At 37.7% G+C, this 23799-nt stretch carries 28 protein-coding genes; 11 read left to right on the forward strand and 17 right to left on the reverse strand.

The window, feature by feature from the left end:
* Positions 1-19 precede the first annotated feature (19 nt).
* Entirely contained in the window at positions 20-697 is a 678-nt protein-coding gene (locus ACH6EI_RS20735) for a DUF421 domain-containing protein (protein ID WP_028412339.1), read from the forward strand.
* 75 nt (positions 698-772) lie between these two features.
* On the opposite strand, the gene ACH6EI_RS20740 is transcribed toward ACH6EI_RS20735, so the two are convergent.
* Entirely contained in the window at positions 773-1024 is a 252-nt protein-coding gene (locus ACH6EI_RS20740; RefSeq protein WP_033578061.1) for a hypothetical protein, read from the reverse strand.
* 377 nt (positions 1025-1401) lie between these two features.
* Between ACH6EI_RS20740 and ACH6EI_RS20745 the strand changes: the two genes are divergently transcribed.
* Both ACH6EI_RS20745 and ACH6EI_RS20750 read left to right on the forward strand, forming a co-directional pair.
* A complete protein-coding gene (locus ACH6EI_RS20745; RefSeq protein ID WP_098113530.1) occupies positions 1402-3720 on the forward strand; it encodes an ATP-dependent helicase in 2319 nt (772 codons plus the stop codon).
* 342 nt (positions 3721-4062) lie between these two features.
* Positions 4063-4851, forward strand: coding sequence for a M48 family metallopeptidase (locus tag ACH6EI_RS20750; RefSeq protein WP_028412342.1), 789 nt, complete (start codon positions 4063-4065; stop codon positions 4849-4851).
* Between the two features lie 47 nt (positions 4852-4898).
* On the opposite strand, the gene spoVIF is transcribed toward ACH6EI_RS20750, so the two are convergent.
* The 5 genes from spoVIF to ACH6EI_RS20775 form a co-directional block, all read right to left on the reverse strand.
* On the reverse strand, positions 4899-5156 hold the full coding sequence (gene spoVIF, locus ACH6EI_RS20755; protein ID WP_013055449.1) for a sporulation-specific transcription regulator SpoVIF: 258 nt from the start codon (positions 5154-5156) through the stop codon (positions 4899-4901).
* A gap of 133 nt (positions 5157-5289) precedes the next feature.
* Positions 5290-5412, reverse strand: a complete 123-nt coding sequence (locus ACH6EI_RS20760; RefSeq protein WP_013055448.1) for a YjcZ family sporulation protein — start codon at positions 5410-5412, stop codon at positions 5290-5292.
* Positions 5413-5499: 87 nt separating this feature from the next.
* Positions 5500-5679 (reverse strand): hypothetical protein, encoded by a 180-nt coding sequence (locus ACH6EI_RS20765; protein WP_014461555.1) that lies wholly within the window; start codon positions 5677-5679, stop codon positions 5500-5502.
* Between the two features lie 61 nt (positions 5680-5740).
* Complete coding sequence (locus ACH6EI_RS20770; RefSeq protein ID WP_167387307.1) at positions 5741-5917, reverse strand: hypothetical protein; 177 nt, start codon at positions 5915-5917, stop codon at positions 5741-5743.
* A gap of 67 nt (positions 5918-5984) precedes the next feature.
* On the reverse strand, positions 5985-6371 hold the full coding sequence (locus ACH6EI_RS20775) for a hypothetical protein (protein WP_028412343.1): 387 nt from the start codon (positions 6369-6371) through the stop codon (positions 5985-5987).
* Between the two features lie 261 nt (positions 6372-6632).
* Here ACH6EI_RS20775 and ACH6EI_RS20780 point away from each other — a divergent pair, with 261 nt between their 5' ends.
* Positions 6633-7370 (forward strand): BMQ_0737 family morphogenetic spore coat protein, encoded by a 738-nt coding sequence (locus tag ACH6EI_RS20780; protein ID WP_028412344.1) that lies wholly within the window; start codon positions 6633-6635, stop codon positions 7368-7370.
* Positions 7371-7509: 139 nt separating this feature from the next.
* The gene (locus ACH6EI_RS20785) at positions 7510-8343 is read left to right on the forward strand and encodes a hypothetical protein (protein ID WP_098113531.1); all 834 of its coding nucleotides are present in this window, start codon (positions 7510-7512) and stop codon (positions 8341-8343) included.
* Positions 8344-8390: 47 nt separating this feature from the next.
* On the opposite strand, the gene ACH6EI_RS20790 is transcribed toward ACH6EI_RS20785, so the two are convergent.
* From ACH6EI_RS20790 to mgtE, 5 genes are all read right to left on the reverse strand, one after another.
* Positions 8391-8726, reverse strand: coding sequence for a DUF1360 domain-containing protein (locus tag ACH6EI_RS20790; protein ID WP_098113532.1), 336 nt, complete (start codon positions 8724-8726; stop codon positions 8391-8393).
* A 77-nt stretch (positions 8727-8803) separates the two neighbouring features.
* Positions 8804-9316, reverse strand: a complete 513-nt coding sequence (locus tag ACH6EI_RS20795) for a CotO family spore coat protein (protein WP_033578056.1) — start codon at positions 9314-9316, stop codon at positions 8804-8806.
* A 214-nt stretch (positions 9317-9530) separates the two neighbouring features.
* Positions 9531-9665: a hypothetical protein gene (locus tag ACH6EI_RS20800; protein WP_255256918.1), complete on the reverse strand. Its 135-nt coding sequence runs from the start codon at positions 9663-9665 to the stop codon at positions 9531-9533.
* 171 nt (positions 9666-9836) lie between these two features.
* A complete protein-coding gene (locus tag ACH6EI_RS20805; protein ID WP_028412348.1) occupies positions 9837-11696 on the reverse strand; it encodes a monovalent cation:proton antiporter family protein in 1860 nt (619 codons plus the stop codon).
* A 158-nt stretch (positions 11697-11854) separates the two neighbouring features.
* Entirely contained in the window at positions 11855-13231 is a 1377-nt protein-coding gene (gene mgtE, locus ACH6EI_RS20810) for a magnesium transporter (RefSeq protein WP_028412349.1), read from the reverse strand.
* 177 nt (positions 13232-13408) lie between these two features.
* Here mgtE and prpE point away from each other — a divergent pair, with 177 nt between their 5' ends.
* Complete coding sequence (gene prpE / locus ACH6EI_RS20815) at positions 13409-14149, forward strand: bis(5'-nucleosyl)-tetraphosphatase PrpE (RefSeq protein WP_028412350.1); 741 nt, start codon at positions 13409-13411, stop codon at positions 14147-14149.
* 33 nt (positions 14150-14182) lie between these two features.
* Here the strand turns inward: prpE and ACH6EI_RS20820 are convergent, their stop codons facing one another.
* The 4 genes from ACH6EI_RS20820 to ACH6EI_RS20835 form a co-directional block, all read right to left on the reverse strand.
* The gene (locus ACH6EI_RS20820) at positions 14183-15076 is read right to left on the reverse strand and encodes an RluA family pseudouridine synthase (protein ID WP_028412351.1); all 894 of its coding nucleotides are present in this window, start codon (positions 15074-15076) and stop codon (positions 14183-14185) included.
* Positions 15077-15090: 14 nt separating this feature from the next.
* The gene (locus ACH6EI_RS20825; protein WP_025749877.1) at positions 15091-15888 is read right to left on the reverse strand and encodes an NAD kinase; all 798 of its coding nucleotides are present in this window, start codon (positions 15886-15888) and stop codon (positions 15091-15093) included.
* Positions 15889-15949: 61 nt separating this feature from the next.
* Positions 15950-16585 carry a GTP diphosphokinase gene (gene yjbM, locus ACH6EI_RS20830; protein ID WP_014461566.1) on the reverse strand — a complete coding sequence of 212 codons (636 nt, stop codon included), beginning with the start codon at positions 16583-16585 and terminating at the stop codon, positions 15950-15952.
* 27 nt (positions 16586-16612) lie between these two features.
* Positions 16613-16999 (reverse strand): UPF0738 family protein, encoded by a 387-nt coding sequence (locus ACH6EI_RS20835; RefSeq protein WP_014461567.1) that lies wholly within the window; start codon positions 16997-16999, stop codon positions 16613-16615.
* A gap of 216 nt (positions 17000-17215) precedes the next feature.
* On the opposite strand from ACH6EI_RS20835, the gene ACH6EI_RS20840 reads away from it, so the two are divergent.
* The 5 genes from ACH6EI_RS20840 to ACH6EI_RS20860 all read left to right on the forward strand — a co-directional run bounded on the left by ACH6EI_RS20840 (position 17216) and on the right by ACH6EI_RS20860 (position 20549).
* Positions 17216-17806, forward strand: a complete 591-nt coding sequence (locus tag ACH6EI_RS20840) for a CYTH domain-containing protein (protein WP_028412352.1) — start codon at positions 17216-17218, stop codon at positions 17804-17806.
* 4 nt (positions 17807-17810) lie between these two features.
* Complete coding sequence (locus tag ACH6EI_RS20845) at positions 17811-18500, forward strand: lytic transglycosylase domain-containing protein (protein WP_028412353.1); 690 nt, start codon at positions 17811-17813, stop codon at positions 18498-18500.
* A 286-nt stretch (positions 18501-18786) separates the two neighbouring features.
* The gene (locus ACH6EI_RS20850; RefSeq protein ID WP_013055433.1) at positions 18787-19197 is read left to right on the forward strand and encodes a globin domain-containing protein; all 411 of its coding nucleotides are present in this window, start codon (positions 18787-18789) and stop codon (positions 19195-19197) included.
* Positions 19198-19223: 26 nt separating this feature from the next.
* Positions 19224-20075: a ClpXP adapter SpxH family protein gene (locus tag ACH6EI_RS20855; RefSeq protein WP_028412354.1), complete on the forward strand. Its 852-nt coding sequence runs from the start codon at positions 19224-19226 to the stop codon at positions 20073-20075.
* Between the two features lie 294 nt (positions 20076-20369).
* Positions 20370-20549: a hypothetical protein gene (locus ACH6EI_RS20860; RefSeq protein ID WP_014461572.1), complete on the forward strand. Its 180-nt coding sequence runs from the start codon at positions 20370-20372 to the stop codon at positions 20547-20549.
* Between the two features lie 31 nt (positions 20550-20580).
* Here ACH6EI_RS20860 and pepF read toward each other — a convergent pair whose 3' ends face one another.
* Together pepF and ACH6EI_RS20870 are read right to left on the reverse strand one after the other, a co-directional pair.
* A complete protein-coding gene (pepF, locus tag ACH6EI_RS20865) occupies positions 20581-22398 on the reverse strand; it encodes an oligoendopeptidase F (protein ID WP_028412355.1) in 1818 nt (605 codons plus the stop codon).
* Positions 22399-22561: 163 nt separating this feature from the next.
* A complete protein-coding gene (locus ACH6EI_RS20870) occupies positions 22562-23743 on the reverse strand; it encodes a competence protein CoiA (RefSeq protein ID WP_098999223.1) in 1182 nt (393 codons plus the stop codon).
* Positions 23744-23799 lie beyond the last annotated feature (56 nt).

Genomic DNA, 23799 nt, shown 5'->3' on the forward strand with positions numbered 1-23799 from the left:
ATGTGAATTAGGTGAAAATATGGATGAACTTATCGGAATTGCACTAGAACTCTTTATCGGATTTATCTGCTTGTTTATCTTAACTAAATTTTTAGGCAGAGCGACGATCACTCAGCTTACCACTTTTGATTTTATCTCTGCTCTTGTATTAGGAGAGTTAGTAGGAAATGCGTTATATGACTCAGAAGTAGGCATAGGCAAAATTTTATTTGCTGTTATCTTTTGGGGAGCGCTTATTTATGTCACCGAAGTTATTACTCAAAAAAATATTCGCCTGCGCTTGTTTTTAGAAGGACGGCCATCTATTATTATTCGAAAAGGGAAAATTTCGTACAAAGAACTTAGCAAAAATCGATTAGATATCGATCAGCTTCTTCATATGCTGCGTTCAAAAGACATATTTTCCATTCGTGAAGTTGAATATGCGATTTTAGAAACAGATGGCTCGCTAAGCGTATTGCCAAAATCTGATTATGCTAAGCCAACAAGAAGCGATCTGCAGCTGCCTCCTTCTGAACCTGTTTTATCTATCGCCTTCGTCAGTGATGGACGTTTGCTTTTGAAAAACTTAATTCAGTCAGGCTTTGATGAAGACTGGCTAAAGAAACAATTAAAAAAACAGGGATTTACCGATTATAAACAGGTGCTTTATGCTGAATGGCAGCAGGGCCGTACACTTTTTATTGAATCTTACTAAGGTGTTTTTTACTTGTTCATTACTTTGTTAAAAATCGTGAGCGCATTCATTCTGCTGCGTTCACGATTTTTTCTATTATACCCGTGTATTAATCACTAGGCCCTTATTTGTTAGCTTGCTGTATACACGCTCTGCTGCTTGAAGCTTTTTTCGCTTTTGTACTGAACTTGGCGTCAATTCCAATGAGTGAGAACGCGATTCAAACTCTTCGTCAAAGCTTTTTTTCTGGACAGGCCAAATACGATTTGAAAAAGAAGCATTATTTTTTTGAAGGCGATTTGCATATTGAATAGACTGATAAGGCGTGACGGGCAGTATATATCCCATATGAACCCTCCTCTTTTTCAAGATACCTTCTACTCCCAGACCTCAGTATTTTTCGCAAGAAGTATCGACATTGAAACAGCTCACTTACGCCCTCTTCTAGACTTGTTCAAAACAGATAGCACTTTGTATCTATACCTCCTTTTTTTGAACATATGTGATCTCTTACTCAATATATACCCTTTTTTATATCGTATCCCTCCAAAAATATCCGTACTCTTTTTAAAAAAAGATGATTTTGATATGATAGACTTTGATTATAGAATAAAAACTGTGCGTATATACACATCTATATCGATGTAGAACAAGAGCGGCTTCTTGCTTTAACTCCCTCTTATTTACTATTGATTGTTCATGTTTTACAAAGGAGGCCATGTTTTTTGCAACGTGCACTTTATCAAAAACAGATACTTAATCTTGCTATAACGGCTAGAGACCGATTTCAATATTTATATGAAGCTAGTCTCCGAGGAGAAATAACATGTGCTCACTGCGGAGAACCAGTTAAATTATATCTGGGGATTGAACATTCTCCTTACTTTTATCATGCTCAAGTTCCTCATGAAAGAGAAGAGTGTTCAGACACACTATCAGAAACAACAGCTGTACAACAAATAAAAGAAACTCCGGCTGAATACAGAGAAACCAATGGATTTCGTATTCCTAAAGGACGAGCTATTGGTGAGAAAAATTCAACTGTAAAAGAGAAAGCGACATGGAGGTCTTCCGCGCCTTTTTCAAGTGTTCCTGCTTTTCGCTCAAAACCACCTGTTCCTAAACACTCTGACTCTACTTATTTAAATGAATTTAAAGAGAGCGGTATTGAATTAGATTCGAACCAATGGAAAGCTGTTACACATTCAGAAGGACCTCTTCTTATTCTAGCCGGTGCAGGAAGCGGAAAAACGCGTGTATTAACAGCTCGCACCGCATATATGATACAAGAAAAACAAATTGATCCAAAATCCATTATGCTGGTGACTTTCACGGCTAAATCAGCTAAAGAAATGAAAGAACGATTGGCTACATATCCAAAGATGTCCGGCTTACATCTTCGTCAAATGCTAGTTGGAACTTTTCACAGCATTTTCTTACGTATGATTGTTCATCACAATCCTCAAGCGTGGCAAATGGATCGCCTGCTGAAATGGGATTGGCAAAAAGAACAGATCGTGAAAGAAGCAGCAAGAGAGCTCCACGTGGATGAAAAAGATTTCCCGTTTGATCAGGCACTTCAGCAAATCGGCTATTGGAAAAACACGCTTGTTGGCGTGAAAGATGTTCGCCCAAAAGACAAATGGGAACAAGATGTGCACTTTTTATATCGTCGCTATGAAGAAGTCAAAAAGCAAAAACAGCTATTCGATTTTGATGACATGCTGTATGGATGTTATGAAATGCTAAAACAAAATCCCGATTTGCTAACTCGTTATCAAAAAAGATTTCGCTATTTTTTAATTGACGAATTTCAAGATATCAATAAAGTTCAATATAAAATTATGAAAATGCTAAGTGAAGACTCTAAAAACTTGTGTGTCGTAGGAGATGATGATCAATCAATTTACGCTTTCCGCGGAAGCGACCCTTCGTTCATCTTAAACTTTGAAAAAGATTTTGCTCATACAACTGTTATTACGTTAAACCAAAATTATCGTTCAGCTCACGCCATCGTTTCTTCCGCTAATAAAGTAATTGCACGAAATACAGCGCGCCGACAAAAAGAAATGGCTGCCCAGTTTGATAATGAGTTAAGACCTACCTTCTTCTTTCCATACGACGAAGAAGAAGAAGCAACAATGATTGTAACGGATATGAAAGAAAAGATTAAGCAAGGAGCTTCTCCAACTGACTTCGCGGTCTTGTACCGAACTCACGCTTCTTCACGCGCCATCTTTGAACGTTTATCGCAGTCAAACCTGCCATTTTCAATCGAACAAGATGCGGATTCGTTTTATAAAAGAAGAATGGTTCGAAGTTTACTTTCATTTCTACGCTTGAGCGTGAATCCAAATGACGCAAGTTCGCTACAAGATTTAGTGAACGCACTCTTTTTAAAGAAAACAGCAGTCAATGACTTAAAAGCAGCAAGTATTCTTCATGATGGTACATTTATTGATGCGCTTGAATATCTTCAAGATTTAAAACCGTTTCAGCAAAAAAAGCTCAAGAAAGTAATTCCTTTATTCAAGTCGCTAAAATCAATGTCTCCTTCTTTGGCACTTGAGACGATTTCTAAGGATATGGGATTCGATGATTTTGTCAAAAAACGCGGAAATGAAGGAAATATGATGGAAAAAGGTTCGGATGACGTGCGGGATTTAAAAGTTGTAGCACGTAAATTCAAAACCGTACCTGAACTGTTAGAGCATGTGGATCATATGATTGCCATGAACACAGAGATGAAAGCTTTAAGCAAGCAATTTAATGAAAGTATTCAGCTAACCACCATTCACCGAGCAAAGGGTCTTGAATATAAGCATGTATACGTACTGAGCAGCGTAGACGGAGGATTGCCTCATGATTATGCACTCGAAGCTTATCGAGGCGGAGATGATGTGCCGCTTCAAGAAGAACGCCGCCTTTTATATGTAGCCATGACGCGTGCACAGAATTCACTTTACTTATCTGTTCCGCAAACTAGAAGAGGTAAAACCGCTTATCCTTCAAGATTTCTGAAGTCTTTTATAAAAAAAGTATAAAGCAAAAAAGGCTGGGACAAAAGTATTTTAGTCAAATTGAAGTACGAACGGTTAATCAAAATTATTGATTAACCGTTCGTACTTTTTATTGTCATGTACATGTAGAGTTAATATATTTAGTTGCTTCTAGCTGTTGATTGGAGGGCTCTTTGGGGAAAAGCGGAAGGGATGAGACCCCGTAGGAGCTCATGTATCCAATTTTCTCCTCTTTAGATTGGATTGATTTCGTTACGTTTCAACCTCTATTATTAACCAAACATTCCACTAAGAGGTAGATATTCATAAGTAGATGCGTTACACTACGTTATGTACTGCATTACTATATTTTAGGAGGTTCCATTATTGAACGCAAAGCTTATTCATGAAAATGAAAAGATTTTTTTCATTTTGTGTATGGTTATCAGCTTATTAACCTATTTGTTTTTAATTATTTCACTCGTCGGCATTCTCTACATTGCAATCGGTTTTTTCATTACATTTATGCTACACGGTTTCTCTATTGCTCAAATTCGCAATAATGGAGTTAGATTGACAGAGAAGCAGTTCCCGCATACTTATCATCAGGCAAAACATTTATCTTCAGAGCTGGATTTAGAGCTGCCCGATATTTATATTGTTCAATCAGGCGGCTTATTAAACGCGTTTGCTACACGTTTTTTTGGACGTCACTTTGTCGTTTTATACTCCGACATTGTTGAAATGATTGAAGATAATCAAGAAAAAGAACTTTCTTTTATCATTGCCCACGAATTAGTTCATATCAAACGTAAGCACACACTCTACCACTCACTTATTCTACCTGCTCTTTGGGTTCCTTTTTTAGGAAAAGCTTACTCTAGGGCCTGTGAATATACATGTGATCGCATAGCTTCCGTTGCGATTGGTGATGCAAAAGCTGCCACTCAAGCACTCACTATACTTGCGGTTGGTCATTGTCTAAATAAAAAAGTAAATCAGGAAGAATTTGTTCATACGCACTCACAGGAAAAAGGTTTTTTTATGTGGTTGAATCAAGCTACTTCAACTCACCCTCCTATCGCTCATCGTATTAAAGAAATTAATTACTTAGCACAGCATCCCGAACTGTTTGATCTTGATTCTAACGCATTTCAAACAAATGAAATTGCCTAAATGGAAAAAAGCCCTGACACCTCAGGGCTTTATATAAAAATATTAAATTATTTTTTCTCATTTAGCATTTTAGCGATGGTCGCAAAATCAATGGATTGATTATTGTTTGCAATCGCCTTAACAATTTGTTCTTCTTTTTGTTTTGAAATTGGCTTATTCGCAATTTGTGCTACTCGCTTCACAATATTACGCACCGTTTGCTCATCTTTAAAATTAGCATTTTGTACAGAATTCGCAAGTTCAAAAATATCCTTCATATTAACGCCTGTTTTCTTTTCTATATTTTTAAACATATTATTATCCATTTTGCATGACCTCCTTTATTTATACTTCATCGTATGCACCATGTGCCTAGATGGTGCCCTTTACATTTAATAAAAAAATAAAGTGCGAGTGAAACTTCACCCGCACTTTTCGGTGCCTTATTCATAGAAGGGATTAATTGTAAAAACAAACACAACCAACAATAATTAATAGAATGAATAATACAACGATTAACGCAAAACCACCGCCGTAGCCACCACCGTAACCACAACCACCGTAGCCAAATCCGCAGCCCATAATATTACACCCCCTCTGTTTTACTCTCTATACTGTATGTTCAATAATATGATTTTGTATGGGCTTTTCAACTGTGTACATTAAATTTCATTGTCCAAACGGATCTTCAGCATCTTGCTCATCAAGTCTTTTTACATTTTGCTGCAGTTTCCTCTCTTGCTGTTCCATCTGATTTTCTGCTTTTTCTACTTCTTTCATTCTCTTTCGATGTTCTCCCATCATATGCTGTTCAAAAAACCGTTCAAATTCATCGAAAAAATCTGGCATCTCTACACCTCTCTCCACTCCATGTAAAAAAGCATTGTCCGAGTGACAATGCTTCTATTGCTTATCGCTTTGGTAACTTTGAACCGCAGCCGCAACCACCTTGTTTTGGAGAAGGGTACTGGACTGGCTTAGGAATGGCATGCCCTTTCTTCACCGATTGTTTTGTCATTGGTTGTGGATGATAAGGCAGGGGCTGAGGGTATTGATTAGGATTATAATTATAATGATAATACATCATGTTTCCCTCCTTTTCACAGCATCCTATCTATAACATTATATTCAGGACTAAAGAAAGACGTTCTATCTTATTTGTCCATTTTGCGCTGCAGGGACAAAAATAAATCCGTGCTGTTTTTTTGTTTCCTCACTCTCGGTCTTTCTCCTCCCTTTTGCTCTGTCACTTCACGCAGCCGATTTTGCAGTTCTTGAATTGTCCCTTGAGCTTGATGATTGTACTGTACAATAGACTGTTCGGTTTTTGATTTTTGTTCATTGACGCATGCTTTAAGCCAATCTATTTTTTCCTCTAGCTTCTTTTTTTCTTCTTCATGCTTTTGCTGTAATTCCAATAACTCTTCCTTCATATCTTCATATTCAAATTCTTGGTGCTTGAATTTTTGATATTCTTCTTTATAAAAAGCCAACTCCGACTTCAATGAAGCAATATATTGTTTTGTTTTTTCCTCGCTCATGCCCTTCACTCCTCCATTATAAATAACCCACAGCTTCTAAAAAATCAGTTAAAGATGAATAACACTTTTTATTAACATGAATATGCTGTAATTGAGTTTATTATTTCCTTCATTTTTTATGCTCGCTCCAACTAGGATTTATTCCGATAAATTCCGCTTTTACTAAGGAACATAAAAGCAGGTCATTCATACACTATAGTAGTCCGATACCTAGTAACAAAAAGCGTAAAGGAAGGACAATTACAATTAGGAGGTTTAAAAATGGCAGAACTTTTTGAATCATTATGTATCCGCGTACCTAAAGTGTACGACTGGGTTAGACGTCAAGTTGTTTTACCACAAATCTTTACGAACGACACTTCATTATTTGAAGAAGAAGCACTTAAAGATTTAGGCCATGACGTAGAAGTGGAAATTGTTTTAACAGATAGTGAAGGTCACCCTGTAGATCCTTCAGATGAAGACGCACTTGATAACGTGATTGAGCTTGTGCCGCACGGTGGTCGCAGACCTAAAAAAATTGTGTTACCAGATGGAGAAGTTGTTGTTCTTCATGAAGTAAAATTATCAATTAGCGGCTTTTACCGAGTTAAGTTAATTGAATTGAATGGACATCACAAACACGATGAGGTTGAATCTAGCGTTATTCCTTGGAAAATACATCAAACATTCTATTTATGCGCCCCGGAAGGAACAGAACCTGTTGTCCACCTTGAATCTTTTGAAGGAACTGACGGTTCTCTCAGATTATCAGATTGTCACTTACAGCAATTAAGCTTTGATCTTATGTTATGCCTAAGTGTTCAAATTGAAAAAGATGTTAAAGTTGAAGTAGAAGGAAGCTTCTGCTACCCTCGCCCTGAAATCATTTCTACAAGCAGCTGCTCACCTATTGAATATCCACCTCAATGTGATGCTATTTTCCCTGGAAGACCACATCACGATGATTTTGATGGAGACGATGTAGAGTCAGGCTTCGACCATCACGAATTTGATTAACAAGATAAAAAGCCAGAGGAGAATATTTCTCCTCTTTTTTCATCCTTTACGCGCTTTCTGCATACATATAAATAAAACTGCTATGGGCAGCTCTAACGACCAGATTAATTTATAGCTCAGCAGGAAAGGAGACTACTAGATGAGTCGTAACTCCCCTTCCCCTAAAGATGATCTAACTCAATTAAAACAAAAGCTCATACACTATAAATCAGAAATTCGAAACGTGCAAAACCAACTAAAAAGCTATGAACGAGCTTTAGAGCGAGAAAAAGAAAATACATCGTTTTGGAAAAAGAAACACGCTGAGACGCTTTCTACATCTGAAAAAGAAGTAGAAATTGAAGAATTAGAAAAAGAACTGGATCTACTGAGAAACGAGCTTTCCGAACAAAAAATTATTGCCGAAGCGTTTCGAGAAAAAGCTTCAAGGAAACAGCCCGTTATTGAAGAAAAAATCGTGGAGAAAGTAATTGAAAAGATTGTAGAAAAACCCATAGAAAGGTTCGAAAAAAGCGATATCCTCTGTTTCTTCCAACATTCCATACTGCTGCCAGAACAAGATGAAAGCGAGCTGATGATGTTCGGCAACGTAATTATTCAAAATCAAACGAGCAGTACTTTATACTCTCCAACACTTTGCTTAAAAATGAAGCCTACAGCTTCTGCTATGTTAAGCGGGAAGCTCATTGATGAAAAAGATATTGAAGCTTCTAGTGTCCCCTCTTCTTCTTTAGAATGGCGCTACGCTCATCCAAAATGGAACGAAAAAATTCAAAATGACGGTGAATATTGGATTAAACCCATTAAGCAAACAGTATTAAAGCCCAAAGGCAAATTATTATTTGACTCTTTTCAAGTAGTCATTCCTCTCTCCACTGATACGACTTCGTTTATTCTAGAAGGCTTTTTCTATAGTGAAGAGTGGCAGGAAGGTATTCCTTTTTTAAATAAAGTTGTGCTAAATTTCCCTTAATCATTAAAAGACATATTGACGATCAATATGTCTTTTAACTCGTCCATTTATTTCATAAAAGATTCTATAATTCCTGCACACCCTGCAATAGCTAAGATCGTAATAACAGGAATAGCAATGTGCGGGATCGCTACATAACTAAAATAAATTCCTACTGCACACCATATGCCTGTACACCAATAGCAGCTGAGCAGTTCTCCAATCCACCTTTGCAGCCCCTTCCCTTTTATCTCCAGGTACGTTACCGTATTTCCTTGTTCATCTTGATCTTCTACAATTTTGTGAAACGGCTTCCGAATAAAAGCCGTAATTTTATCAAAAACAATTAGACGAGTAAGTCGAAACGTTGCAAAGATAAATAGCGTTAGATAAATCCATGTCATCTTCATTCCTCCGTACATTCACAAACTTATGAAAATAAAAGCTAACGTGCTTCTTCACTGTTAGCTTTTAAAATTACTTAAATTTTAACGATAGATATGGTTTGAATATCATGAAATGTCAATACTGTTTTCTCTTTATTAGGAGGAACGCTTACGTATAAACTTCCTTCTTTTAATTCTAAAATTGTTCCTATATATTTTTGATTTTGGCACGTAATTTCACAAATTGGCTGAGACATATGAGGCGGGAAGCTGCATAGAAATTCAACTTTTTCTTTAATCGTCATAGACTGAAACATTTTATTTGGCTTTTTATTCTCTGATTGCGGTATATCCACGGGAACAATTGAACGCTCTTCCTTTTTTTCATTCTTAATCTCTTCCACTTTTTCTACGTCAGGCTCTTTGACTTCTTGAATAGAAGAAAAGCTGGGCTCTTCTTTTAACACATGCTCTTTCTCTATTCCTTTATTGTCTTGCTGTTTTGAACTAAAATAATATTGCATAGAACGCTGGTTTTGCGTAGCGTTTGGCTGGACAATGTACATTAGCGGCTCATTTTCTTCTGACTTAGATTTTGAGTTAGTCATGAAGCATACCTCCAATTGCTTGTTATCGTTCTTTTAAAAATGTATGCTTGCACACGGAAAAACTTGTTTATTTTTTTGCGGCAGCCTTTTTAGAAATAAAAGCAGCACTATACTTTTTTATATAATTTAGGAAAATACCACAAAAGAAGTTGAGATATAACTAAATTAATTCAATCTAAAGACGCATAAATAGGATACATGAGCTGAACGCTTGTTACACCGCCGTTGATTTCCGTGCAAGACTTCGCTTTCCGCGGGCGGCCAATGAGCCTCCTCGTCGCTTGCGCTCCTGCGGGGTCTCACCCCTTCCACTTTTCCCGCAGGAGTCTTCGTCTTGCCCTCCAATCAACTGCTAGAAAGAGCTAAACAGATGAAACTTATTTTCAAAACAACAAAAAAAAACGAACCACTAATCAAACATGTTGATCAGTGGTTCGTTTTTCACTTGAGCTAAAATACTTTTGTCTCAGTCTCTTCCTCTCATTCAATCAGGTAGAAAACTAAATCCAGCTAAATACCTTTATCTAATTTTATACTCAAGAAGCATACGCAATTCATTCACATACGAACGAGACCCCGTTACAATCAAACGATCATCAAATTCAAGCTCTGTATCGCCATGAGGTACAATAGAATCTTTCCCTCTGAAGATTCGAACAAAAATCACATCTCCTGTAAACGGGAACTTACGAAGCTCTACCCCCTCGTATTTAGGGTTACGCATATTAATTTGATAAAGTGCTGTTTCTTGATTCGTTAAGATATTTAAAATATTTGGCGATTCGATTAAAGCTTTTAGCAATGCCGTTGTAGATAACAGCACAGAAAAAACTTCAATGTTATTTTCTTTCATCTTTTCATCTAAGACAGGACTTTCTACGCGGGCAATAACCCGTTCTGTACCATACTCTTTTGCAAATAGAGCAATGTCGCTATTTCTTTCTTCTTCCCCTGTTGTTACAACTAATACATCCGCATCTAAAATCCCCATACTTCTTAACGTTTCCTTACTATATCCATCGATGTCGACGATATTAAAAATGGAATCCGACGTACGGTTTTCAATTTTGTCCTGAGTAGGATGATAAATCGTCACATCATATAAATCAAGATCCATTTCTCGAATAACCGGGAGTGTAAATTGATTTGCACCAAGCATATTGACCTTCAGCTTTCTATCACTGATTTCTGGCTTTGGAAACAGCTTTCTAAAGATAATAGGTGTAATAATACATGTAATAATCGCCACCAAAATCAGCGCACCGGACATTTGTGAATCAATCACACCAATATTTTCACCAACCGTTGCTGCCGCAATAACGAGTGATAAAGTCGATGTTAAAAGAAAACCCGATGCCAAAACGGTTTTCATATCATACCATTTTCTTAAGATTAACGCTGGAACTAGCTTGGATATTAATAATGCAATGAATAATAAAGGCATTAAAATCAGCACTTTTTTATCACTGAACAATGACCAAACGTCAAGCTTCACTCCTACCATCACAAAAAAGATAGGAATTAAAAAACCGTAGCCAAACGAATCTAATTTATGAACTAAGTTTTTATTAGGCGCAAGAAGAGAAACGAGTGATCCCGCTAAAAAAGCGCCTAAAATGTTTTCAACACCAATTGACTCCGAAAGGCCCACTAGAATGATAATGAGTGCAAATACGGCGCGCGTGTCAATTTGAATTGTACCTTTAGACATTGTCTCAAGAAACGATCGGTTTTTAAACTGCTTCCCTATGAAGTATAAAATCACTCCTACTCCAAATAAAATTAAAATCAACCATGTATTGCTATTTCCTGATTTATCATAGACGGAAGCAAATACGGCTAGTAAAATCATCGTGACTAAGTCCGCAATAACCGCAATCAATAAAATGGTTTGTCCAATTGGCTTTTTCATAATCTGTGCATCTTTTAAAGTCGGCACTACTACTCCTAGTGAAATGGTAGAAATAATAAGCGTCATCAAAAAGGCATTATCAATAAAACCGGTCCATACAAAAACATAGGACAAAAATAGTGAAACCGCAAAGATAGCTGCAAACACTAGTATAGAAATGGAAAAAGCATTCGGCACCTTCGCTCCTGATGCCTTTTTGTCTTTTGAATTTCCTCCAGCAAAAGCAGAAAAATCAATTTCCAAACCACTTAAAAACATCAAAAAGATAAAGCCTAAAGTGGAAAGTGTTTCAAGCCACATATCCTGCTCCACAAGGTCAAAACCACTTTTCCCTATAATTAATCCCATAATAATTTCAGCTACGACTACAGGTATAATGTTGAGTTTAAACCGATGCAACAGTATAGGCGTTAAAAAGGCCAAACTAATGACGATAACAAGTGATGTAAAGGACGCGTGCTGTTCCATTAGATTCCCCTCCTTTTACCTTCGCTATTTATAAAACGAAGACGTTAGTATTCAAAATTAAAGGTTAATCATAAAAGCTTGAAGGTTCTCTGTCAACTATATGAACTGATAATGAAAATCCGACATGATTACTCATGTCGAATTCCAAAGTCCCTTCATTATTTTAAATAACTCATAAATGTTGTGGCTAGACCGAAGTAAATTAAAATACTGATAAGATCATTGATCGTTGTAATAAATGGTCCTGATGCGACTGCAGGGTCAATTTTGAATCTGTGCATGAGAAGCGGGATAAACGCTCCTGCTAGTGTAGCCACAATCAATGTTGAAAATACAGAGACGCCTACCAAAGCGCCTAAAACCAGATCTCCCTGCCAAATATAAACAATTAATACAACTAAAAGTCCACATGATGCGCCCGTAATCATTCCGGTAGCTGCTTCTCGGATTAACAGCTTAAATTTGCTTTCTTCTTCGATTTCTCCCGTCGCCAGTCCGCGAACCGCAACGGCTAGTGCCTGTGTTCCTGTATTACCAGCCATACCGCCAATTAAAGGTATAAATACAGCTAAAATAGCTACTTGATTCAACGTATCTTCAAAACGTCCAATTAAACTCGCTGTCATCATTCCTAAAAACAGCAAAATAATCAGCCAAGGCAGCCTCTTTTTGGCCGCTACTAAGGGATTGTGGTCAATCGTATCATCTACATCACTAATACCGGCTAATTTAGAATAGTCATCCGATGCCTCTTCATCAAGAACATCCATCACATCATCAACCGTAATAATCCCTAGAAGATGCTGCTGAAAATCAACAACTGGAAGCGCAAGAAAGTTGTAATCGCGCATAATGCGCGCAACTTCTTCTTGGTCTTCTGCTACTGACACGGATACAACTCGTTCATTCATAACTTCGCTTATCATCGTATCTTCATCTGCTATAATTAAATCACGAAGAGAAATAACACCTGCTAGATGCTTTTGTTCATCAATAACAAATACATAATAAATCGTTTCCGCTTCTGGAGCTTCCCTGCGTAGAATGTGCATAGCTGAATGTACGGTTTGATTTTCACGAATGGCCACAAACTCAGTAGTCATAATACTTCCAGCGGTATATTCCTCGTAATGAAGCAGCTCTTTAATTTCATCGGCTGCTTCTTCATCCATAATCGTTAAATAGCTCGCCACTTGTTCTTTATCCAATTCATTTAATACGTCAACGGCATCATCCGCCGACATTTCCGACAGCATGTCTGCTGCAAAATTGGGATGCATTTCTGAGAGAATTTCTTGATAATCTTCTTCTCGTATCTCTACATTTTCAAAGATATCCGCCATTTCTTCCGGAGATAACATCTCGTACAGCGCAAACCTAGAAGGCTCATCTAATTCTTCAAAAAATTGAGCTTGGTCATACGTATGCATATGTAAAAATTCTTCACGAAATGCATCGATTTCATTTTTTTCTAGAAGTGATAATAAATGTTCGGCGAACCATGCTTTTTCTTCTTTTTCAATTGAATCTGTCATGTCTTCAACCTCCCTGTCGCACAAAACTCATTTAACTTTATGATGAATTTTGTTTTTTTTCAACTCATAGCTCTTTACTCTTTTCCCAATAATATATAAGTTCTACACATAGTTTGCTCCATATAAGGGTAATTTTATATCGTCAAAGGAAAAACCTTTTAAGGATGTGGATAAAAGATGAAAGTAGATATAATAGGCGATATCCATGGATGCTATGATGAATTAAAAGCGTTAACAGAAAAACTTGGGTATGAGTGGCAAGACGGAATTCCTGTCCACTCTGACGGACGGCGCCTTGGATTTGTAGGTGATTTAACAGACCGAGGACCTCATTCACTAAAAGTGATTGAGCTCGTATGGTCACTTGTGATCAAGCATCAGCAAGCTTACTACTGTCCAGGCAATCACTGTAATAAGCTATATCGCTTCTTTTGCGGTAACAAAGTGGAAATTACTCATGGGTTAGAAACGACCGTTGCTGAGTACGAAGCCTTGCCTTCAAGAGAACAGAAATTCATTAAAAAAAAGTTTATTGAGCTTTATGAGCAATCACCTCTATATGTGCAGCTTGATCAAAATCAATTAATTATTGCTCACGCCGGCCTTAAAGCTAAATACATCGGCAGAACAGATAAAAAAGTTAAAACCTTTGTGCTATACGGAGACATTACGGGTGAAAAACATCTAAACGGTATGCCTGTCCGACGGGATTGGGCCCAACATTATAATGGAAAACCTTTTATCGTGTATGGGCATACACCCGTAGTAAAAGCCAGAAAAATTCATAATACCATTAATATTGATACGGGCGCAGTTTTTGGAGGGGCTTTAACGGCGTTTCAGTATCCTGAAGGGAATATTATATCGGTGCCTTCATCTATGCCTTATGTAGAGGAAAAATTTAATCACTTCGCGTAAAAAGAAAGTCGCTTTTCATTTAAAAAGCGACTTTTATCTTACGATTTGAAGTTTCTGCATATCTGGCGGCAAAGGTGCTGTAAAAGACAACGTTTTTTGTAAAAAAGGATGAAAAAAAGTGAGCTCATAGCTGTGGAGAGCTTGACGAGAAATAAGATGATTCGTTCCGCCATATAGGGTATCTCCAAGCAGTGGATATCCTTTATAAGCCATATGAACACGAATTTGGTGAGTTCTCCCCGTCTCAAGCGAAAGAGCAACTTCTGTAAAAGAAGAATACGGACGAAGCGCCGTATAGTGTGTAATAGCAAACTGCCCATCTTCTCTTACTTCCCGTTCGATGATACTTGACTCTTTTCGGCCAATCGGTGCCTCTATCGTTTCCTTGCCAACAAGCTTACCATGAACAAAAGCTCGGTACACGCGTTTAATTTCATGTTCTTTTTGTGCTTTAGAGAATAAGTAATGAACGTGCCTATGCTTAGCCACAATAAGCAGCCCAGATGTGTCTCGGTCTAACCTGTTCACAAGATGAACAGTCGAGTTAATGTTATTTTTCTCATAATAATAGAGCACAGCATTACTTAGTGACCACGTTAGATGTTCTCGAGAAGGTATACTTGGCATGTTTGGCTGCTTATTCAAAACTAATATATACTCATCTTCGTATACAATATCCAAAGGTATAGCTTTAGGAAGAAGACTTTCACTTGCTTTTTCTGGTGGAAACGCCACCTTGATTTCGTCACCTTTTTGCAGAATATATCGAACCGTTGCATGCTTTCCATTTACTTCAATCGCTCCTCCTCTGAACTTAATGTCCGTCAGCGAAGCTTTGGAAATATCATGTTCTTTTAAAAATTCACGAACCGCTACACCCTCGAAAGAATGATCTACGGTCCAACTCAACGTAAAAACTTGTTTCATTCTCTTCCCTGCCTTTAATCATCACATACAAAAGAGTCTCTGACACGCTGCCAGAAAGGAAACGCGCGAAAGCGAGCAAATCGAATTTTTTCGCTTGCTACCCGAAATTGAATCGACTTTACATCTTTATGTAAAAGAGTTAAATGATCAATGGTAATTTGAAAGTCTGCGTCGTTAACAGGCTTTAACAGCGCTGTATGATGTCCAGGAAGAACCAATGGAGAACCTATCGTACGGAACACTCGATTGTTAATAGAAGCCATTTCAGCAATTTGAATAGCTTGAAGCGAAGGATGTAAAATCGCGCCTCCAAGGGATTTGTTATAAGCTGTACTTCCCGAGGGAGTGGATACGCAAAGGCCGTCTCCTCGGAATGTCTCAAATCGCTGCCCTTTAATTTCCACATCCATTACTAAAGAGCCTTCTACACTTTTCACCGTACATTCATTCAGAGCTAAATATCGAGCTTCGCGTCCACCGTTCGTATAGCGGATAATCACTTCGAGCAGTGGATACTCTACAGTCTGGTAGGGTGTCTTTGCAATAGCAATCACCAGCTTCTCAATCTCATCAGGCGTCCAATCTGCGTAAAAGCCTAAATGACCGGTATGAACCCCAATAAAAGCCGTCTTGTCAAGTCGGTTTCGATAGCGGTGAAACGCGTAGAGAAGCGTTCCATCCCCCCCTACTGACACTACAATATCAGGCTGGTTTTCATCATATTCTAAATGAAAATCTAATAAATACGTTTTCATTTTTTGCATAAGCGTATTTGATATTTGGTTGCCTTTTGATGTAATAGCAAATTTTATTTTCTCCACCTAATTCTCTCCCCCTATCCATCCAGTGTACAAAGCTGTTGCTGAGTCATACCTAAGATTCTTCCGCCGATTCTTTTTTTCGTGAGAAAATAGCCTGGGCTTCTTGAATCTCACCTCGTATTTGAGACATTTCTTCATCGAGCTGAGTAGCCGCTTCAGAAGCACGCTGAAGTCGCTTTTTGATATTCTCAGGAAATTTCCCGCTGTACTTATAATTTAAAGAATGCTCAATTGTAGCCCAAAAATTCATAGCCAGTGTACGAATTTGAATTTCCACTAAAATTTTCTTTTCACCTTTAATTGTCTGAACAGGATAACATACGACCACATGATATGAACGATAGCCGCTTTCTTTTTTATGAAGAATATAGTCTCTTTCTTCAATCAATTCAAAGTCTGTGCGCTGACGAAGGAGCTCTACGACCGCTTTAATATCGTCCGTAAATTGACACATCATACGGAGTCCCGCAATGTCCTGCATCTCTTCCTCTAAGCGATCGAGAGAAATTCCTTTTCGAGTCGCTTTATCCAAAATACTGGCGATAGGCTTTACTCGTCCCGTCACGAATTCAATAGGTGAATGCGTAGACTTCATATCATACTGTGAACGAATTCCTTTTAATTTCACCTTAAGTTCTTCAACGGCTTGTTTATACGGTGCTAAAAATAAATCCCAATGCCTGATCATTAATAACACCCCCCTTTTTTCTCTCTGTTACTTATTTTCTTTATCTAAAAAAACTTCCTCTACTCTTGCTACCATCTCGTCTCCATAATTCACGTTTCCTTCGATGTTACTGATGAGATAAGACAGCTCTTCTTTAACGGCTGATAGCTCAATTACTTCCTTATTAATTTCTAAAAATACTTTCATATCTTTATGTAAGACGTGCTTTAAATTCGCCCAAATATTATCACTAAGGCCAACATACATAAATTGATCATTAATATCTACAACATATACAAATGACATGTTATCTGAGTCAACAAGCATTTGTTTTGTATCTTCCAATTGTTCAATTTCCGTCTCAATAGGGTCTGCTTTTAAATGTAATTCATTTGATTTCATCACACAGGTAGTGATGTCAATTCGATTGTGCATAAATAAACTCCTTCCAACTATACAATTCGTTACTATTTTAACACATTCCAGGAACGTTTAATAAAGGTAAAACCTAAACAATCCGTATTTCTTCATTTTCCAAGTTCCCCATATGGATATTCCTGTTAGGAAATGTAGTTTTACTGTCTCAAAAAGTGTGATAAATTAAGATGGAAAGTGCCTTACCAAAAGACCTAAATTAAAAGGATGATTTCATTGAAACAAGAAATTGAAATTGAATTTAAAAATATAGTAACGAAAGAAGAGTTTGATCGTCTCCGCTCACACTTTCAATTAACTGAAGATCAGTTTATTTCTCAAGAAAACCACTATTTTGATACACCTGCTTTCTCATTGAAAGACTGCGGAGCTGCCCTGCGAATTCGAAGCAAAAAAAATAAATCCGTTCTCACGCTAAAACAGCCTCATCAAGAGGGCCTTTTAGAAACACATGAAGCATTAACAAATGAACAAGCTAAAGAATTGCTAGATGGCAGCGCCAAGATTCCGTCAACAATTCAACAGCTTATTACTGATTTACAAGTCGATAGCCATGCGCTAACTTATTTTGGCACTTTGCGTACAAGTCGAGCAGAAATTCCATATAAGAACGGGTTACTTGTACTCGATCATAGCTTTTATCTAGGTGCTGAGGACTATGAACTCGAATACGAAGTAACCGATGCCAATGAAGGGGCAAAATATTTTGAGCAATTGCTTACGGAGCTTGATATTAAAAAGAAACCAACGGAAAACAAAATTCGACGGTTTTACAAGCGAAAGTATACGTTGATGGATGGAGAGTAAATTCATGAGCATGAATATTAACCATTACATGTCTTCCGTTCAATTTCCTGGAACTCAGCCATTTTCAGTTAACAACCAGCTGCCAACAGCTAACGTGATGCTTGGTACAACTTTACTCTCTGTATTTGCTCAGCTTTTTCAAGACTACGTCAATCAAGAGCCTCAAATGAGTACCAACCTTTACTTGCAGGCAGCGCAGATGTTTCCAGCTACAGCGGTTCAAACGCAATCCCAGCCATCTGTTTCTTCTTCAGATAAGGCAGCCGCTTCAACTGCTGCCTTACCTGCACAAAAAAACGAAATGGCAAAGGCCAGTTCTCATGATGTACAAACGATAATTAATGAAGCAGCTGCACGCTACCAGCTGGATCCTAAACTTATTCGTTCTGTTATTAAACAAGAGTCAAATTTTAATCCCTCTGCCAAAAGTTCTGTCGGAGCGGCCGGGCTTATGCAGCTAATGCCAGCAACCGCTAAAGCTCTTGGTGTAGAAGATCCGTATGACTCCAAGCAAAATGTATTTGGAGGAGCCAAATATCTTCGACAAATGTTAGATAAATACGACGGGAACGTGAAATTAGCGTTGGCAGCCTACAATGCTGGACCAGGTAATGTCGATAAATACGGCGGAGTACCTCCTTTTCAAGAAACGCAAAAATATGTAAATAAAATTATGTCTTCTTATCTCGTGTAAAAGAGTCCAATCATTCGCGACTCGACCATGGAATGACTGTAGTTTGTCGAGGTTACACTATATAAATAGAAGGAAACGTTTGTGAAAGGATTCCTTTGTTTCTGATACTAAGTGATTCGCCACAGCATCATAGACTTTTCTTATGTAAAATTCCACTTTATCTCTTTTCCAGTAGAAGAAGTAAGCGGATAGTTTGAGTTAACGAAATGACACTGCTAAAATTAAGGAAAGTAAAAAACACCAAAGAGTTAAGACGTATATTTCTTATAACAAAGGAGTTATCAACATGAGAGAAAAAATCCACTCCCCTTACGAATTATTAGGCGGTGAACATACGATTTCAAAACTTGTTGATGCTTTTTATACACGCGTTGGACAACATCCTGAGCTCGCGCCAATTTTTCCTGATGATTTAACAGAAACAGCACGAAAGCAAAAGCAATTTCTGACACAATATTTAGGAGGGCCTTCGCTATACACTGAAGAGCATGGTCACCCTATGCTGAGAGCTAGGCATCTTCCTTTTGAAATTACACCGTCAAGAGCCAAAGCCTGGCTGACGTGTATGCATGAAGCAATGGACGAAATTAATTTAGAAGGCCCTGAGAGAGATGAACTTTATCATCGTCTTATTTTAACTGCCCAACACATGATTAATTCACCGGAACAGACAGATGAGAAAGGATTTTCACATTGAGTAATCTAAACAGCCAATACCCATCCTTGCATCAGCTTTGTCAAGGTTCAAATAAAAAACCGCTTGAAATCTATGTATTTGTTGACCCTCTTTGTCCAGAGTGCTGGGCACTCGAGCCTATTCTAAAGAAGTTACAAATAGAATATGGTCAGCTGTTATCCCTCAAGCATGTGCTTGGCGGAAACTTGCAGCAATTAAATATTGGAGCACAGCAGAGATTTGAACATATTGCAAAATCGTGGGAGAAAACTGGAAGCCGCTCCGGCATGTCATGTGACGGCAACCTGTGGCTTGAAAACCCCATCGATACTCCTTACGCTGCATCAATTGCAATTAAAGCGGCCGGGCTGCAAGGAAAGAAACAGGGCATTCGCTTTTTGAGAAGACTTCAAGAAGTAGTATTTTTAGAAAAACAAAATGTTACAGAAGAATCTGTCTTAATACAATGTGCAAAACATGTGGGGCTAGATGTTAATGAATTTGTAAAAGATTTGCATTCAGATTACGCTGCGAAGGCTTTTCAATGTGATTTAAAAATCACATCGGAAATGGATGTCGATGAGATTCCAACTCTTGTGTTCTTTAACGAAAAAGTTGAAGAAGAAGGCATTAAGATATCAGGATACTATTCGTACGAAACATATGTACACATCATTAAAGAGATGTTAGAAATTGACCCAGATCCAGCTTGTCTTCCGCCTCTTCGTTCATTTTTAAGCTATTTTCAATTTGTTGCTTCAAAAGAAGTTGCAGTTGTGTATGGTTTATCATTAGAAGAGGCTGAAAAAGAATTGAAAAAACTTCAGCTTCAGCAAGTTGTTGAAAGAGTTCCTGTCAAATATGGAACCTTTTGGAGAAGTACTGAAAAGAGCTGTTAATTATTAAATGTTGATGCTTATCCTAAGCATCAACTACACAAAAAAGACTTGGCTTTCGCCAAGTCTTTTCGTTTGTCTTAAGACAACAAGGGGATGGGAGAAATTTTTCACGGTCAAACAAAGGGGTATATGTTTGTTTTGTGATAAACTTCACGATTAATACTATAGCAAATTATGTCGACTTTTGGCAACCCCTTTTTTCAATTTTATTCACTTTTTTATAAAAAAACTTCATAAACAGCCAGATTCACTCATATAGTACAACCAATTATGCTTTTAATAGAGGTGTTAACTATGAAAATTGCTGGAATTACTCTAGGGGTTGTGATTCTTTTGTTTTCTTTTTTATTCTATATTTTATCTCTTATGCAGCTTGTTCCTCTCATTATCGCAGGCCCTCTCTTATTTTTAGCTATTCTTATTATTTTTACATTGCTTAACAATCACAACAAATTTCGGGGATTTAAAAAATGAAGCAGGATACAGCTCCTGCTTCATTTTAATTTTATTGATTTAATAAACGTTCCATTTCCGTTAACTTCTCTTCAAATACGGCTAGCGCTTCTTCGATAGGCTGAGATGTTGTCATGTCCACTCCTGCTTTTTTCAACACTTCAATTGGATAATCAGAGCTTCCTGACTTTAAGAAACCTACATAGCGCTCAACAGCTGCATCTCCTTCTTCAAGGATTTGCTTGCTTAATGCCGCTGCTGCACTGAATCCTGTAGCATATTGATAAACGTAGTAATTGTAGTAGAAATGCGGAATACGAGCCCATTCTAACCCAATCTCTTCGTCAATTACTAAGTTGTCTCCAAAATATTTTTTATTTAAGTCATAATATAATTTTGTTAATAATTCAGGTGTAAGCGGCTCTCCGTTTTGAGCACGCACGTGCACATCGTGCTCAAATTCAGCAAACATCGTTTGACGGAATACCGTACCGCGGAATCCTTCTAAATAATGGTTAAGCAAGTACAAACGCTGCTTTTCATCATCAATCGTTTTTAGTAAATAATCGTTTAGAAGCGCTTCATTACATGTGGAAGCTACTTCTGCCACAAAGATTGAATAATCTCCGTAAGGATATGGCTGCGTTTTTCTTGTGTAATAACTGTGTACAGAATGGCCAAATTCATGGGCTAGTGTAAACAAGTTATTTACATTATCCTGCCAGTTCATTAAGATATAAGGATTGGTGCCGTACGTTCCTGAAGAATAAGCACCGCTTCGCTTGCCTTTGTTCTCATGAACATCTACCCAACGATTTTCAAATCCTTCTTTTAACACATTAAGGTAGTCTTCACCTAGTGGTTTCAGACCTTTTAAAATATAATCTTTTGCTTCTTCATACGTTACTTCCATTTTTACGTCTTTTACTAAAGGCGTATAGAGATCATACATATGAAGCTCTTCAATTCCCAATACTTTCTTACGTAAATCAATATATCGATGCAATAAATGCAAATTATCGTTCACTGTTTTAACTAAGTTATCGTATACTTCTTCTGGGATATTATTTGTGCTAAGAGCTGAGTGACGAGCTGAATTATAGTGACGAACGCGGGCGCTAAAATTATCTTTCTTCACCGTGCCGCTTAATGTACTTGCAAACGTATTTTTAAATTTACCGTACGTTTCGTACACCGCTTTAAACGCTTCTTCTCGTACGCGGCGATCGCTGCTTTCTAAAAAACGAATATATCGTCCGTGCGTAATTTCTACTTCTTCTCCATTTTCGTCTTTAATAGAAGGAAATTCTAAATCCGCGTTGTTTAACATTCCAAACGTGTTGCTTGAAGATCCTAATACTTCAGAAGCCTGAGCCAGAAGCGCTTCTTCGCTTTCTGATAAAATGTGCGGACGCTCGCGAGTAATTTCATCTAATGCATGAGCATATAACGTTAGCTCTTTATGTTCCGCCATGTATTGTTTAATTTTTGATTCTTCAATAGACAAAATTTCTGGTGTTACATAAGATAGTGCACTTGCAATTTGAGTATAAAGTGTTTTGATGCGATCATTTAACCCTTGATAAAAAGAATTAGTGGTATCTTGATCGTAGCGCATATGAGCATATGTATAAAGTTTACTAACGCGCATTGTGAGCTCGTCTTGCTCTTGAAGAGCGTCGTATAAAGTTTGAGCGGACTCTCCAAGTTTCCCTTTGAATTTTTCCATTTTTGGAATAAGAGCTTTTACTTCTTCAAATTCTTTTTCCCATGCGTCATCTGAAGCAAAAATATCTTCTAGTTTCCACGTATCTTCTACTTTTATCTCGCTTCTACTTGGTAACTTTTTTACTTTTGATTGTTCACTCATGGTCATCCCTCCATCTTTTTCTACCTGTCTATAACTGTTCGCTTTTTCTAAGGCGAATCCTTTTTATTTCTTTCGTTATTGTATGTTGTTTTAAAAGAATTAATCAAAAGTCAGTACGCTTTTGAAAAAAGGATTCTTTCTTAAGCGTACTGATTTTCAGTGGTTATGTCACTTCTTTTGCTTGATTTAACCACTTTTTCATCATCTGTCCATCTTCTAAAAAAGCATCGGATGTTTGCTTTGGAATCGTATAAGGCCTTCTGATTTTGTATAACCCAGAAGTTATAGACGTTAGTATCCCTAACCGGCATAATACCTCTATATACTCAAACAAGGGCTGTTCCACAACAACAGGGGCCATCGGCAAAGACCGAAACACAATATGCCTCTGATGAATTCTGTAGAGCCATAGCCTGCATAACTCTTTTTCTGTAACTAAATCCCCTACCTGCTTCTGCTGCATTAAATCAAGAAGCAGCCACGTTTGCCATATAGTAGCAGACGTTTCAATCATGTATAAAGAAGGCAGCGGCATGCCCGCTTCTGCTGGAATATGAGAAGGAGGAATATTGTTTTCATAAAGAGCGTGTAAAAAAGGCTGAAGCTTCTGATTAGGATAGAGGATATAATGCGTTCTCCATGCCTTCTTTTTCTTTACCCATGAAGAGAAAAATTGAGGCTGTGTATGTGTAGAAAAAAGATCATGAAAGGTATGCTCGTGAGGAGAGAGCACGACAAGCTGTGCATAACAAATTTGAGATGAAAAAGGCATAAGATGTTCAAGTTTCAACAGCTGATTAGTAGAAGGTGAAAAATAAAGAAGTGTGGGCGTATAATCGGAAAGAGTGAGAAACTGCCACTCTTGAAAAGAAAGTTGATACATATAAGTGGATAAGCGTTTCATTCTTTTTGCCCCCATAATCCAAAGAGGCATATAATTTCCTTTCTCATAGTGAATAGAACGTTTGGTTAGCACTGAGGAAGATAAGGACGCACATTGAAATTCGATTGCATATTTTTGTGAAGGGGTACCTATAAGAAGATCTGGACGCTGCATAATGGCAGGAAGGTAACTTTCTAACTCGACTTCAAGATGAGAACTAAACCAGTGAAACAGCTTTCGCTTTCCGTCAAGATGATAATCTGTTTCACCTTCATGCTGAGCGACGCACGTTTTTTTCAGGTGAGCAAAATGAGGGATTTTTTTTGTACCTACCTTTAACTGTACAGGGGATTGACAAGAGGGACAGTAGAACTGCTTTTCTTTTTTCCACAGCTTAAGCTGTTCAAGCGAAAAGCGCTGAGCTAGTGAAATGAGGCCTTCTTCTGTTCGGGCAACTAACAATCGTACATTTCTCCTTCCTATAGTAGCGAGCTATACCCTTGTATTCGACATCTTTC

It is taken from the genome of Priestia sp. JSM ZJ58, from assembly GCF_044383985.1.
GTDB lineage: Bacteria > Bacillota > Bacilli > Bacillales > Bacillaceae_H > Priestia > Priestia zanthoxyli.